Annotated in this window: 16 protein-coding genes; 12 read left to right on the top strand and 4 right to left on the bottom strand. The window is 64.0% G+C overall.

Annotated elements, in window-relative coordinates; translation table 11 throughout:
- Nucleotides 1–140: 140 nt before the first annotated feature.
- Nucleotides 141–1868 carry a SulP family inorganic anion transporter gene (locus RFM52_RS14030; protein WP_320295763.1) on the top strand — a complete coding sequence of 576 codons (1728 nt, stop codon included), beginning with the start codon at nt 141–143 and terminating at the stop codon, nt 1866–1868.
- On the top strand, nt 1865–2488 hold the full coding sequence (locus RFM52_RS14025) for a ParB-like protein (RefSeq protein ID WP_320295764.1): 624 nt from the start codon (nt 1865–1867) through the stop codon (nt 2486–2488). Before RFM52_RS14030 ends, RFM52_RS14025 begins: the two co-directional genes overlap by 4 nt.
- Nucleotides 2489–2515: 27 nt before the next feature.
- Here RFM52_RS14025 and RFM52_RS14020 read toward each other — a convergent pair whose 3' ends face one another.
- A complete protein-coding gene (locus tag RFM52_RS14020; protein ID WP_320295765.1) occupies nt 2516–3343 on the bottom strand; it encodes a helix-turn-helix transcriptional regulator in 828 nt (275 codons plus the stop codon).
- A gap of 85 nt (nt 3344–3428) precedes the next feature.
- On the opposite strand from RFM52_RS14020, the gene RFM52_RS14015 reads away from it, so the two are divergent.
- From RFM52_RS14015 to RFM52_RS14005, 3 genes are all read left to right on the top strand, one after another.
- Nucleotides 3429–3959, top strand: a complete 531-nt coding sequence (locus RFM52_RS14015) for a hypothetical protein (protein WP_320295766.1) — start codon at nt 3429–3431, stop codon at nt 3957–3959.
- Nucleotides 3960–3991: 32 nt separating this feature from the next.
- Nucleotides 3992–4369, top strand: a complete 378-nt coding sequence (locus tag RFM52_RS14010; RefSeq protein ID WP_320295767.1) for a VOC family protein — start codon at nt 3992–3994, stop codon at nt 4367–4369.
- 92 nt (nt 4370–4461) lie between these two features.
- Nucleotides 4462–5091 carry a MarC family protein gene (locus RFM52_RS14005; RefSeq protein WP_126082577.1) on the top strand — a complete coding sequence of 210 codons (630 nt, stop codon included), beginning with the start codon at nt 4462–4464 and terminating at the stop codon, nt 5089–5091.
- 70 nt (nt 5092–5161) lie between these two features.
- On the opposite strand, the gene RFM52_RS14000 is transcribed toward RFM52_RS14005, so the two are convergent.
- From RFM52_RS14000 to RFM52_RS13990, 3 genes are read right to left on the bottom strand one after another with little or no spacing between them, the layout of a single operon-like run.
- Complete coding sequence (locus RFM52_RS14000) at nt 5162–5587, bottom strand: OsmC family protein (protein ID WP_320295768.1); 426 nt, start codon at nt 5585–5587, stop codon at nt 5162–5164.
- A 28-nt stretch (nt 5588–5615) separates the two neighbouring features.
- Nucleotides 5616–6014 (bottom strand): DUF2306 domain-containing protein, encoded by a 399-nt coding sequence (locus tag RFM52_RS13995; RefSeq protein WP_320295769.1) that lies wholly within the window; start codon nt 6012–6014, stop codon nt 5616–5618.
- 33 nt (nt 6015–6047) lie between these two features.
- A complete protein-coding gene (locus tag RFM52_RS13990) occupies nt 6048–6575 on the bottom strand; it encodes a single-stranded DNA-binding protein (protein ID WP_320295770.1) in 528 nt (175 codons plus the stop codon).
- 236 nt (nt 6576–6811) lie between these two features.
- Between RFM52_RS13990 and RFM52_RS13985 the strand changes: the two genes are divergently transcribed.
- From RFM52_RS13985 to RFM52_RS13955, 7 genes are all read left to right on the top strand, one after another.
- Entirely contained in the window at nt 6812–7126 is a 315-nt protein-coding gene (locus RFM52_RS13985; protein ID WP_127863847.1) for an ArsR/SmtB family transcription factor, read from the top strand.
- Complete coding sequence (locus RFM52_RS13980) at nt 7123–7596, top strand: SRPBCC family protein (protein ID WP_320295771.1); 474 nt, start codon at nt 7123–7125, stop codon at nt 7594–7596. The genes RFM52_RS13985 and RFM52_RS13980 overlap by 4 nt, the downstream gene beginning before the upstream one ends.
- Before the next feature lie 26 nt (nt 7597–7622).
- Complete coding sequence (locus RFM52_RS13975; protein ID WP_347349926.1) at nt 7623–8225, top strand: ATP-dependent Clp protease proteolytic subunit; 603 nt, start codon at nt 7623–7625, stop codon at nt 8223–8225.
- 72 nt (nt 8226–8297) lie between these two features.
- Nucleotides 8298–8579 (top strand): hypothetical protein, encoded by a 282-nt coding sequence (locus RFM52_RS13970; RefSeq protein ID WP_320295959.1) that lies wholly within the window; start codon nt 8298–8300, stop codon nt 8577–8579.
- A 1102-nt stretch (nt 8580–9681) separates the two neighbouring features.
- Entirely contained in the window at nt 9682–12603 is a 2922-nt protein-coding gene (uvrA, locus tag RFM52_RS13965; RefSeq protein WP_320295773.1) for an excinuclease ABC subunit UvrA, read from the top strand.
- Nucleotides 12603–13013, top strand: a complete 411-nt coding sequence (locus tag RFM52_RS13960) for a DUF302 domain-containing protein (protein ID WP_320295774.1) — start codon at nt 12603–12605, stop codon at nt 13011–13013. The genes uvrA and RFM52_RS13960 overlap by 1 nt, the downstream gene beginning before the upstream one ends.
- The gene (locus RFM52_RS13955) at nt 13010–13468 is read left to right on the top strand and encodes a GNAT family N-acetyltransferase (RefSeq protein ID WP_347349925.1); all 459 of its coding nucleotides are present in this window, start codon (nt 13010–13012) and stop codon (nt 13466–13468) included. The genes RFM52_RS13960 and RFM52_RS13955 overlap by 4 nt, the downstream gene beginning before the upstream one ends.
- The last annotated feature ends 3 nt before the right edge of the window (nt 13469–13471 follow it).

The following is a 13471-nucleotide window of genomic DNA, read 5'->3' as shown; positions in this document are numbered from 1 at the left end:
GCTTATATAGGAAGCCTTGCCGAAACTCCAATCTCGGCCGGACTTTTCCAGAGACAATTTTGATGGTAATTTCAAATGGATACCGCTGATTGCGACGATATGGCCACCGTCGTTTTCGCCGTCATGCGGCAAGGTCGGCGATGGATCGGGCAAAAACCGCAAGTGCTGTGAACCTGGCCTCATGGCTGCCCTTGCGGGCGCTGAGCGGCTGGAGCGTCAAGGACCTCAACGGCGATCTGGCGGCCGGCATCACACTGGCCGCGATCGCCATTCCCGAGCAGATGGCGACGGCGCGCCTCGGCGGCTTCGCGCCGGAGATCGGCTTCTTTGCCTTCGTCGCCGGCTCGCTGGCCTTCGCGCTGTTCGGCGCCAACCGGCATTTGTCGGCCGGGGCGGATTCGACGATCACGCCCTTGTTCGCCGGCGGGCTGGCGCTGATCGCCACGTCCGGCTCGCCGCATTACCTGGCGCTGGCGGCCATGCTGGCGCTGATGGTGGGGCTGCTGGTGACGCTCAGCGGCGTTTTCCGTCTCGGCTGGATCGCCGATCTCCTGTCCGTGCCAGTCACGACCGGGTTCCTCGCCGGCATTTCCGTCCATATCATCGTCTCGCAGCTGCCGGGTCTGCTTGGTCTGCCGACGGAAGGTGGCGAGACGGTGCGGCGCATCGGCGAAATCGCGACCAATCTCCACCTCACCAATCCGTGGAGTCTGGCGCTTGGGCTCGGCGTGTTCGGCATCGTCTTCGTCTCGGAGCATATCAGCGCTCGGATTCCGGCCGCGTTGATCGGCATGGTTCTGGCGACGCTTGCAGTCATCGCCTTCGACTTGAAGAACCGGGGCGTCGAAGTGCTCGGCGCCTTGCCGAACGGGTTGCCGGCCCCAGGCATGCCGACCGTTGACTTCCAGGACGCACAGGCGCTTGTCCCTCTCGCGCTGCTGATCGCCATCGTCGTCATGGTGCAGACGGCGGCCACCAGCCGCTCCTTCGCGCCGCGGGACAGCGACGCGCCGGACGTCAACCGCGACTTCGTCGGCGTCGGCGCGGGCAGCATCCTGTCCGGCCTGTTCGGCGCCTTTGCCGTTAACGCCAGCCCGCCGCGCACGGCCATCGTCGCCCAGACAGGTGGTCGCTCGCAGTTCTCGGGCCTGATCGCGGCGGCCATCGTCTTGGCGCTCGGCGCCTTCGGTGGCGGCCTGCTTGCCAATGTGCCGCAGGCCGCGCTCGCCGGCGTGCTGATGTTCGTGGCCCAGCATATCCTGCGCTGGCAGGTGTTCGCCAAGGTCTGGCGCCAGGCGAAGGGCGAGTTCGCGCTGATCCTGATCACCATGATCGCGATCGTCGTGCTGCCGATCGAAACCGGCGTCGCGATCGGCATCGGCTTGTCGCTTCTGCACGGGATCTGGGGCTCGACGCGCACCGAGCCGATCGAGCTGGCGCAGGTACCGGGCACGTCGGTCTGGTGGCCGCCGGGCGATTTCAGCGCGGGCGAGCAGGATCCCGGCGTGCTGGTGGCAGCGTTCCAGGCACCGCTTTCCTTCGTCAATGCCGACCGTTTCAAGCGTGGCCTGAGCGACCTGATCGACGCCAGCGAGGACCTGAAGCTGGTGGTGCTGGAAGCCAGCAACATCGTCGAGATCGACTACACCGCCGCCCAGGCGCTGATCGACACCATCCGCCATTGTCGCGACAAAGGCGCGGTCTTTGCGATCGCGCGCATGGAATCGCTGCGCGCCCAGGCGGCGCTGAAGCGGTTCGGCATCGCTGAAATCGTCGGCACAGAGCGCATATTCCACAGCGTCGACGCTGCGATCAAATCACTTGGTCCGGGGAAACCGCAACAGCAGAAACAGGATGGAGTGCCATGATCGATCCCCGAGAACCCATTGTGACCCCGGTCCCCGTCGAGGACTTGCGGCCTACGCAGATAACGGTCGGCATGCGGGAGGTCGGGCTGAAGCGCCAGATGATCCGGGCGCAAGACGCAAAGAAGAAGACCGGCGCCTTTCTCGGCAGACACATGGTGCCGGTGGTGCTGGGCCCCAAAAACCGCAACTACGTCACCGATCACCATCATCTCGCCCGCGCCCTGCTCGAGGAAGGCGTCAAGGACGTGCTGGTGACCGTGATCAGCGACCTGTCCGCGCTCGACAAGGACGCGTTTCTTTTCGTGCTCGACAATCGCGGCTGGATGCACCCGTTCGACGAGAACGGTCGGCGCCGCGATTACGCGGCGATCCCGAAGACCATCGGCGAGCTGGTCGACGATCCCTACCGGAGCATGGCGGGCGAACTGCGCCGCCAGGGCGGTTACGCCAAGGACACGACGCCGTTCAGCGAGTTCATCTGGGCGGATTTCCTGCGCCGCCGCATCGACCGCAACGCGGTCGCGAAGAATTTCGACAAGGCGATGAAGGATGCCTTGGCGCTCGCCAGGAGCAAGGACGCGGACTATCTGCCTGGCTGGTGCGGCCCGACATCGGATTGACCGCGCACCCGCCGAAAGTGGCAAACCTCATTGGCCCGCGCGGCGGGAGCGATAGGCGCCGGGATTTTCTCCCATTTCGCGCCGGAAGCGGCGGTTAAAGGTCGACAGGTCGCTGAAACCGGCATCGAACGCGATCGTCGAGATCGCGGCGTTCGACGCGCGCAGTCGCACCGCGGCCCGATGCAGCCTCGTCCTCAGCAGGAATTGATAGGGCGTCATGCCGGCGACGTGCCGGAAAATGCGCAGGAAATGAAAAGGGCTGGTGGCCGTGCCGTCGGCCAGCTCGGTCAGCGACAAGGGTCGATCGGCGTTGATTTCGATCAGGCGCACCGCCTCGGCAACGCGTTTCTGGTCGCGGCGGCTGGGCGTCCGGGCAGTCGTGGAAGATCCGGCCGCGGCTAGGGCGACCGCGCCGGCGATGCGCAGGCCGAGTTCCTCGAACGCTTCGCCGTCGCCCGTTTCCCGCGCGGCTTCCGCCTCGGCGAGCAAAGGCGCCAGCGCCGGCAAGGGCGGCAGGCGCGGATCGGCAAAGCCGAGCCGTGTCACGCCCGGCAAGTCGGCCAGAACGCGCTCCAGATAGGCCGGCGAGAAATGGAAGGAGATGCAGCGGTCACCGGCGCCGTGCTCATGGCCGCATTCATAGCAGGCGCCGGGATTGCCGAGCAGGATGGCGCCCGGCGCCAGCATCGCCGTGCCTTGGCGCGTGCGATAGCGGAACGTGCCTCTGGTCACGGCAGCGACGCAGAAGCTGCGATGCTCTTCCTCGAATGGCCTGTCGCCGGCGACCGCAGCGCACACCACGTCGGACACCTGCCAGCCATGCCCGGAAGCAAAAGTTCTCTGGGTGGTCGTCATGGCGAAAAGATAGCAATTTTTCCCAAGCGAAGAACCCTGCTGCGCCCCTATTGCTTGGCCTCTCCTGACAAACGAGGCCGCAACAATGACCGATCCTTTTGCCGAGGCCCTGCACAGCGACAGGCCCAATCCAGATCTCGCCGAAAAACTCAAGCTCTATGGCCGCTTCATCGGCGCCTGGACATTCGACGCCACGCGCATTCTCGAGGATGGAACCAGGCTCACGGGTCGCGGCGAGGTGCATTTCGGCTGGGTTCTCGAAGGCCGCGCCGTGCAGGATGTCTGGATCCTGCCCGCGCGCGATGCGGGCCCCTCCCCGTCGCTCGGGCCATGGACCTTCTACGGCACGACATTGCGCGTCTACGATCCCGCCGCCGACACGTGGCACATCTTCTGGAGCGATCCGCGCAACCAGTATTACAGCCGGCAGCAAGGCCGCGCCGAGGGCGAGACGATCGTCCAGATCGGCGCCGACGGCACCGGTGCCTCGGTGCGCTGGAGCTTTTCACGCATCACCGGGAATTCGTTCCGCTGGCTCGGCGAACGCTCGCATGACGGCGGCTCAACCTGGCGCATGGAGGTCGAATTCCTGGCCCGTCGCGCGACTCCAGCCTGAGCGACCAACCAATTGTAATCATGGAGGAAACAATGCTTGACCACATCTCGATCGGCGTCCGCGACGCGGGCGCTTCGAAACCCTTCTACGACGCGGCGCTCAAGCCGCTCGGCTATTCCTGTCTAAGCCAGTCGCCCGGTTCCCTCGGCTACGGCGCCCAAGCGATCCAGCTTTGGGTGAACGACGCCGGGCGGCCGGTTCCGGCCGAAACGGAGTCTGGCCTGCATTTCTGTTTCGCGGCGCCGACGCGCGCCAGCGTTGACGCTTTTCATGCCGCGGCATTGCGCCAAGGCGGTAAGGACAATGGCCCGCCTGGGCTCCGAGCGGCCTATGGAGACAACTATTACGCCGCCTTCGTCATCGACCCGGACGGCTACCACCTGGAGGCCTATTGCGGCAGGCCCGAATAGCCGGCTGATTTCCTCTTCCGCGCTGTTTTCAGCGCCCCGGCTTTGCTCTACCAATTGGTAGCCTGGCTTCGCCCGGCGGGAGGGGACCAGCGATGCCGAGTTTCGACAGCCTGTTCAACGCCTTCGTCACCATACTGGTGACCATCGACCCGCCGGGACTGGCGCCGCTCTTCCTCGCCGTGACGCGCGGCATGAACCGCGAGGAGCGCCAGCAGGTTTCGGTGCGCGCTTCGGTGATCGGCTTCCTGGTCATGGCGCTTTTTGCGGTTGCCGGCGCCTCGATCCTGTCGGTGTTCGGCATAACGCTGCCGGCCTTCCGCGTCGCCGGCGGCTTCCTCTTGTTCTTCATCGCCTTCGAAATGGTCTTCGAGCGCCGCCAGGACCGCAAGGAGAAGATCGGCGACGTCGCCATCACCAAGGACATGATCCACAACATCGCCGCTTTCCCATTGGCGATCCCGCTGATCGCCGGTCCGGGCGCCATCTCGGCAACAGTGCTGCTGTCGGGACATTTTGAAGGCTTTGCCGCCCAGGCAGCGCTGGTCGGCATCATCTTCCTCTGCCTCGTCATCACCTATCTGGTGTTCGTGCTGTCGGAACGCATCGACCGCATCCTCGGCCAGACCGGCCGCTCGATCCTGACCAGGCTGCTGGGCGTCATCCTGGCGGCATTGGCGGTGCAGTTCGTGGCCGACGGCGTCAGGGCGCTGATGGCGGCCTAACCGGCTGCGAAGCAGTCGACCTACCGCCCTACTGCCTACTGCCTACTGCCTACTGCCTACTGCCTGCTGCCTACTTCGCCGCCGTATCGACCACCTCGAAGTCATGCGTGATCGTCGCCGTCTTCGCCATCATGGCGCTGGCCGAGCAGTATTTCTCGATCGACAGATCGATCGCGCGCTTGACCTTGTCATGCGAGAGCGCGCGACCCTTGACGACGAAATGCATGTGGATGCGGGTGAACACTTTCGGGTCGGTCTCGGCCCGGTCAGCGTCGAGCTCGACCACGCAGTCCTCGACCGCCTCGCGGCCTTTCTCCAGGATGTGGACGACGTCATAGGCCGAGCAGCCGCCGGTGCCGATCAGCACCAGCTCCATCGGGCTCGGTCCCGGCGTCTTGCCGTCCGGTCCGTGCGCGGTGCCCAGCACCACTTTGTGGCCGCTGCCGGATTCGCCGACAAAAGTGCGTTCCTCAACCCATTTGACGCGTGCTTTCACTGTAGTCTTCCTTACTGAACTGGCCGCCTTATTGGCCGAACACCACGGCGTGCATGATCCGGCCGGGCAGCAACGTGAAAACGCCCGCGCCAATCAGTGCAAAGACATACAGCGAGATCATCACCTTACGATGCTTTGCCACCCGATGGTTATGCGCGTGCCAGACCGCGAGCGGCACCGTAATCAGCACCAGGATCGACAGCAGGTGGATCGGGCTGAAAGGACCGATGAGCCGTATCTGCTGGATCCAGAAGCTCGATATGGCGATGACCAGCATCAGCGCCACCCAGGCATAACCCAGCACGCGGTGACGCATCGTCCCTTTCGGCAGCGCCAGCTGGGCGCCGCCCACCGCCAACGCGGCCAAGGCCGCGAAGGCATGCCATGGAATGGGAGGCGGCGCCGACAGAAGCGGTCCGAGCGACATCGCGCCTTCCCCTAAACGACCATGTCGAGACGCTTAGAACGGGATCTCGTCGTCCAGCTCGCGCGACGCGCCGCCGCCACCACCGCCACCCCGGGAACCACCGCCGCCGCCACCGCGGCTGAAGCCTTCGTTCGGACCGGACTGTCCGAAATCCGAGCCGCGGCTGCTGCCGCCGGAATAGTTGCCGACCTGGCCGCCGCCGCCCTCGCCGCGTGCGTCGAGCATCTGCAACTCGCCGCGGAATTTCTGCAGCACGACCTCGGTCGTGTATTTGTCGGCGCCGGTCTGGTCCTGCCATTTGCGGGTCTGCAACTGGCCCTCGACATAGACCTTCATGCCCTTCTTCAGATACTGCTCGGCCACCTTGGCGAGCTGGTCGTTGAAGATGACGACGTTATGCCACTCGGTCTTTTCCTTGCGCTCGCCAGAGTTCTTGTCGCGCCAGCTTTCCGACGTGGCGATGCGAATGTTGACGACCGGATCACCGGAATTCAGGCGGCGGATTTCAGGGTCCGCCCCGAGATTGCCGACCAGAATGACCTTGTTGACGCTACCCGCCATCTTACTTCTCCGCGCTCATCCGAAACAAATTTTAAGTCGCTCACCTTACAGCCTGCGGGTCGCCGCCGCCCGCAAAGGCTGGCTTTTCCCACAAGGTTTTTGTTCTCTTTTCGTTCTAGTCGCAACCGCCCTTTCTGTCAAGGAATGTCAGCAAAGGCCTTGGCTGAACATGCTCCTTGATATGGCGATCAAATGGAGGCTTGCCAAATCAATAAGTATCGACTTATGCTTTATCCATGATCGAAGCAGAGATTTTCCGGGCGCTCGCCGACCCGACACGACGCGCCGTTTACGAGCGGCTTACCGCCAGCGAGATGAGCGTGAGCGAGCTGCGCGCCGGCATGAGCGTGTCGCAGCCGGCGGTCTCGCAGCACCTTGCCGTGCTTCGCGGCGCCGGTCTGGTGGTCGAGCGACGCGCCGGCCGCAACGCCTATTACCGCGCCGATCCGCAAGGGCTCGACCCGCTGCTCGGCTGGGTCGAACGCTACCGCGCCTTCTGGCCGGAACGCATCGAGAAGTTGAAGACGGTTCTGAAGGGAATGGACCAATGACCAAGAGAAAGAACCCGGCAGCGGCCGAGGCGCCGCTCAGCTTCGAATGCGAGGTTGCCGAGCCGCCGGAAAAGGTCTGGCGCGCGCTGACCGAACCGGAACTGCTCGCCGCCTGGCTGATGCCGAACGACATGATGGCTAAGGCCGGCACCCGCTTCGCCTTTGCCGGACCGGATGCGCCGATCGAATGCGAGGTGCTCGAGGCCGAGCCCGGCAGGGTGCTGCGCTATTCGTGGCGCGAGCGGCCCGGTGCCGATGATGCCAGCCGGCTGCCCGCTTTCGATAGCGTCGTCACCTTCACGCTGGCGCGCACTGCCTCGGGCGGCACGCATCTCAGCATCGTCCATGACGGCTTCGTGCGGGTGGCTGAGCCCGTTGCCATTGCCGGCGCCGGATGCGGGCTTTCGCTCGACGCGCGAAGGAATCCGATCGCCGCCAATGCGCCCTCAATGATGCTGCGCGCGGCCTGATCAAAAGAGAACCGAGGAAACCCGTCATGAGCATTGCCAATCTGGTGCCGATGGTCATCGAACAGTCGAGCCGCGGCGAGCGCTCCTTCGATATCTTTTCGCGGCTGCTGCGCGAGCGCATCGTCTTCATCAACGGCGAGATCAACGACAACGTCTCGGCGCTGGTCTGCGCCCAGCTTCTGTCGCTGGAATCGGACCATCCCGACAAGGAGATCTCGCTCTACATCAACTCGCCGGGTGGCATGGTGACCAGCGGCTTCGCCATCTACGACACGATGCAGTACATCTCCTGCCCGGTCTCGACGGTGTGTATGGGTTTTGCCGCCTCGATGGGCTCCTTCCTGTTGATGGCAGGCGCCCCGGGGCGGCGCATCGCGCTGCCCAACACGAGAATAGTGCTGCATCAGCCGCTTGGCGGCTTCCAGGGCCAGGCCTCCGACATCCAGCGCCATGCCGAGGACATCGTGCGCACCAAGCAGCACATGACCGAGCTCTATGCCAGGCATTGCGGCCGCAGCTACGAGGAGGTCGAACGCACGCTCGACCGCGACTATTTCATGAGCGCGGCGGAAGCCAAGGAATGGGGCCTCGTCGACCACGTCTACGACACGCGCAAGAAGGCCGCCTGACCTTGAGCGGGGCGCGGCAATTTGATCGCCGCGCTTCTGGCATCGCCCCAGCCGCGTCTCTATAGTCCGCGCATGATCAATCCGCTTCAATCCAGGCGTCTGTGCGCTGCCCTCGCCGTGCTTGCCGGCGTGCTGATGGCTGGCTTCGCCTTTGCCGACGACAGCTCGTCGCAGAAACTGCCGGGCGTCAGCGGCGACTACCGCATCGCCAAGCCGGCGCCGCAACCGGAACCGGACGACGCGCTGCCAGCCGGCAACGACGGCACGTTCAAAATCGGCAATACCGATGTCAGGATCGGCGGCAGCATAACGATCGACATGGCAACGGGCGGCATGAAGCTGCCGAACCACTGATCATCCTGCACAGAAATTTTGCCGGATTGGGTGTGTCCCCTTAGCACTGTCAGCGCGCTGTGGCGATTGGCCGAGGCGCTTCTCAACTCGTCATTCTATGGCGAAGCAAGGAGCGAAGCGACGCGGTGTAGACCATAGAATCCATGCCGTTACGCCAATGCGATGCGACGGTGCAGAATTTGCACCGTTGTGCCCCTCGGCTGAGGTAACGGCATGGATTCTATGGTCTGCGCTCCGCTTCCCGTCGCTCCGCCCTAGAATGACGACGTTGCGAAGGCTCCGGCCAACTGCGAACCTGGCAGTGTCACAAAGCAGTGCCACAAAATGTAAGCCCCATCCCTGCTTGGCAGATGGATGGGGCTTCATGGATCTGAAATCCAACTTTAGCCGGGAGTGGACAGCCGGCGTTTGATTTCGGATGCAACGCGGCGTTCAGCCGACGATCCGACTATCGTCTCTGATTGTTGGGAATCGGCGAGTCACGGTTTGTCGGGCTGGCGTTTCAAGTCTGCCCTGGCACTTATGCCCGCCGCGGCTCCATCTCCGTGTGGAGCCTCAAGGGACTGTCCGGTGGCGTCATGCTCCGCTCCTGGGTCCGTTGCGACAATGTCGTTCGAAGCGCAAATCGCTATCGCCTGCGGCGTCTCGCAGGCCGCCTGTTGGGCGGCGAGGCCATCGAAAGACGGCCGGCTTCGTTGACGCCTTCGAGACTGCTCCCCAGGGCCTGGCACGTCAACCGTTGAATAGCCGGTTACCAAAAAATGTGATCGCGCGGAGGTTACGTGCAGGTAAGTCCAGCGTCTTTGTGGATCAACGAGCCGGGTATCGGCGGCACTTGTTTCCACAACGCTTTCGATAACGCTTAGGGCGACTGTTTCCACAGCGCCCAACGCGGCTGTTTCCACAACGCTTTGTCAGGAGCGTGTTCGACCTTTGTTCTTTCCGCTTGCCCGCTCGCGCGAAAGACGGTTAAACCCATCATTGGCTTCTTCCGTCGAGATTGTGGCGTCTCTCGACGCGGCGGCAAAACAACCTACATAAGGGATGGCCGGGACAAACCCGCCCAATCCAGCAAATTCCAGATCTGAGGCGGCGACCGGCGATGGCCGACCATAAATACCTTTCCGTTCGCGGGGCGCGCGAACACAATCTCAAGAACGTCGATCTCGACCTGCCGCGCGACAGCCTGATCGTCATGACCGGCCTGTCGGGCTCGGGCAAGTCGTCGCTCGCCTTCGACACCATCTATGCCGAGGGCCAGCGCCGTTATGTCGAGAGCCTGTCGGCCTATGCCCGCCAGTTCCTGGAGATGATGCAGAAACCGGATGTCGACCAGATCGATGGCCTGTCGCCCGCCATCTCGATCGAGCAGAAGACCACTTCGAAGAACCCGCGCTCGACGGTCGGCACCGTCACCGAAATCTACGACTACATGCGGCTGCTGTTCGCGCGCGTCGGCATCCCCTATTCGCCGGCTACCGGCCTGCCGATCGAGAGCCAGACGGTCAGCCAGATGGTCGACCGCGTGCTGGCCCTGGACGAAGGCACGCGCCTGTTCCTCTTGGCGCCGATCGTGCGCGGCCGCAAGGGCGAGTACCGCAAGGAACTGCTGGAACTGCAGAAGAAGGGCTTTCAGCGCGTCAAGGTCGACGGTGTCTTCTACGAGATCGCCGACGTGCCGGCGCTGGACAAGAAGTACAAGCACGACATCGACGTGGTGGTCGACCGCATCGTCGTGCGCGGCGACCTGGCGACGCGGCTCGCGGATTCGATGGAAACGGCGTTGAAGCTCGCCGAGGGCCTGGCGGTGGCCGAGTTTGCCGACCGGCCGCTCGATGCCAGCCAGACCGGCGACGATGCCGTCAACAAGTCGAAGAACGAGACGCATGAGCGCATCCTGTTCTCGGAAAAATTCGCCTGCCCGGTATCCGGCTTCACCATTCCCGAGATCGAGCCGAGGCTTTTCTCCTTCAACAATCCGTTCGGCGCTTGCCCGACCTGCGATGGCCTCGGCAGCCAGCGCGCCATCGATCCCAACCTCGTCGTGCCGGACGAGAACGTCTCGCTGCGCGACGGCGCCATCAGCCCGTGGGCGAAATCGAGCTCGCCCTATTACGCGCAGACGCTGGAAGCGCTCGGCAAGGCCTATGGCTTCAAGCTCGGCGACAAGTTCAAGGATCTGAGTGCGGAGGCTAAAGAAGCCGTGCTGCATGGCACCGGCGAGCGCGAGATTACCTTCCAGTATGATGACGGCCTGCGCTCCTACAAGACCACCAAGACCTTCGAGGGCGTCATCCCCAATCTCGACCGGCGCTGGAAGGAAACGGAATCGGCCTGGATGCGCGAGGAGATCGAGCGCTTCATGTCGGCCACCCCTTGCCCCGCCTGCAACGGCTACCGGTTGAAGCCCGAGGCTCTGGCGGTGAAGATCGGCGGCAAGCATATCGGCGAAGTCACCGAGCAGTCGATCCGCAAGGCCGACCAGTGGTTCACCGACCTGCCGACGCAGCTCAACGAGAAGCAGAACGAGATCGCGGTCCGCGTGCTCAAGGAAATCCGCGAGCGCCTGCGCTTCCTCAACGATGTCGGCCTCGACTATCTGACGCTGTCGCGCAATTCCGGCACGCTGTCGGGCGGCGAGAGCCAGCGCATCCGGCTTGCCTCGCAGATCGGCTCCGGCCTTACCGGCGTGCTCTATGTGCTGGACGAACCGTCCATCGGCCTGCACCAGCGCGACAACACGCGCCTGCTCGACACGCTTAAGCACCTGCGTGACATCGGTAACACGGTCATCGTCGTCGAGCATGACGAGGACGCCATCCTGCATGCCGACTATGTCGTCGATATGGGTCCGGCCGCCGGCATCCATGGCGGCGAGATCATCGCGCAGGGCACGCCGCAGCAGGTGATGGCCAATCCCAATTCGATCACCGGCAAATATCTGTCGGGCGCGCTCGAAGTGGCGACGCCTGGCGTGCGGCGCGAGGCCAAGAAAAACCGGCGGCTGAAGATCGTCGGCGCGCGCGGCAACAATCTGAAGAACGTGACCGCGGAGATCCCGCTCGGCACCTTCACCGCCGTTACCGGTGTCTCAGGCGGCGGCAAGTCGACCTTCCTGATCGAGACGCTGTTCAAGGCGGCCTCGCGCCGCATCATGGGCTCGCGCGAGCATCCGGCCGAGCACGACCGTATCGAGGGGCTGGAATTCCTCGACAAGGTCATCGACATCGACCAGTCGCCGATTGGACGAACCCCGCGCTCGAACCCGGCCACTTACACCGGCGCCTTCACGCCGATCCGCGACTGGTTCGCGGGCCTGCCGGAGGCGAAGGCGCGCGGCTATCAGCCGGGCCGCTTCTCCTTCAACGTAAAGGGCGGCCGCTGCGAGGCCTGTCAGGGCGACGGCGTCATCAAGATCGAGATGCACTTCCTGCCCGATGTCTACGTCACCTGCGACGTCTGCCACGGCAAGCGCTACAACCGCGAGACGCTCGACGTGTTGTTCAAGGGCAAGTCGATCGCCGACGTGCTCGACATGACGGTCGAGGAAGGCGTCGATTTCTTCGCGGCGGTGCCTGGCGTTCGCGACAAGCTGGAAACGCTGAACCAGGTCGGCCTCGGCTATATCCATATCGGCCAGCAGGCGACGACGCTGTCGGGCGGCGAGGCGCAGCGCATCAAGCTCGCCAAGGAACTGTCGCGCAAGGCGACCGGCAAGACGCTCTACATCCTCGACGAGCCGACCACCGGCCTGCATTTCCACGACGTGGCGAAGCTGCTCGAAGTGCTGCACGAACTGGTTGACCAGGGCAACACGGTGGTTGTCATCGAGCACAATCTCGAGGTGATAAAAACCGCCGACTGGGTGCTCGATCTCGGCCCAGAAGGCGGTGACGGCGGCGGCGAACTGGTGGCATCGGGCACACCGGAAGCGATCGTGCGCGAGAAGCGCAGCTACACCGGCCAGTTCCTCAAGGAGCTTCTGGAACGGCGCCCCGGAGGCAAACGCGAAGCGGCCGAGTGATGGCAGGTAACGGCCTAGTCTCCATCGAAAGCCGCTTCGGTGTCGGTGAAACCATCGATCGGCTGGTCGAGACGGTCACTGGCGCCGGGCTGCGCGTCTTCGCGCGGATCGACCATGCCGCCGGCGCGCATGAGGTCGGCGCGCCACTGCGACCGACCGAATTGCTGATCTTCGGCCATCCGAAGGGCGGCACGCCGCTGATGCAGGACCGCCAGTTTGCGGGCATCGATCTGCCGATCAAGGCGCTGGCCTGGGAAGACGAGAACGGCAAGGTCTGGTTGTCCTACAATGATGCGCGGTGGCTCGCCGAACGGCATGGACTTGGCAACGCCAGCCGCGACGCCGTCGCGGCGATTGCCGCAGGCATGAAAAAGGTTGTCGCGGCTGCTGCCGGGGTGGATCAATCGTGAGACTTGCCCGCCCCGACGATCTCACCGCCATCGTCGCACTGACCGCCGAAGCCTATGCGCCTTACACGCCGATCTTCGGCGGACCCCCGGTCCCGGTCACCGAGGACTACACGCCGCGCATCGAGCGCGGTGAGGTCTGGCTGCTGGAAGAAGACACAAAGCTCGCCGGGTTGATCGTGCTCGAGCGTCATTCCGACCACGCCATGATCTTCAGTGTCGCCGTCGCGCCGGCTTTCCAGGGCAGGAAGCTCGGCATCAAATTGCTCGACTTCGCCGAGGAGCAGGCGCGGTCATGGGGCGTGCCGGAGGTACGGCTCTACACCAATTCGCGCATGGAACGGAACATCGCGCTCTATGCGGCCTATGGCTATCGCGAAACGGGTCGCCGGGCCAACCCGTACCGGCCAGGGTGGACGTTGGTCGACATGGCGAAGCCGGTCGACCGAGCCGCCTGATCG

Source organism: Mesorhizobium humile, from assembly GCF_033977215.1.
GTDB lineage: Bacteria > Pseudomonadota > Alphaproteobacteria > Rhizobiales > Rhizobiaceae > Mesorhizobium > Mesorhizobium humile.
Note: the sequence above shows the minus strand (reverse complement) of the source record. Positions and strands in the feature narration are given on the sequence as shown.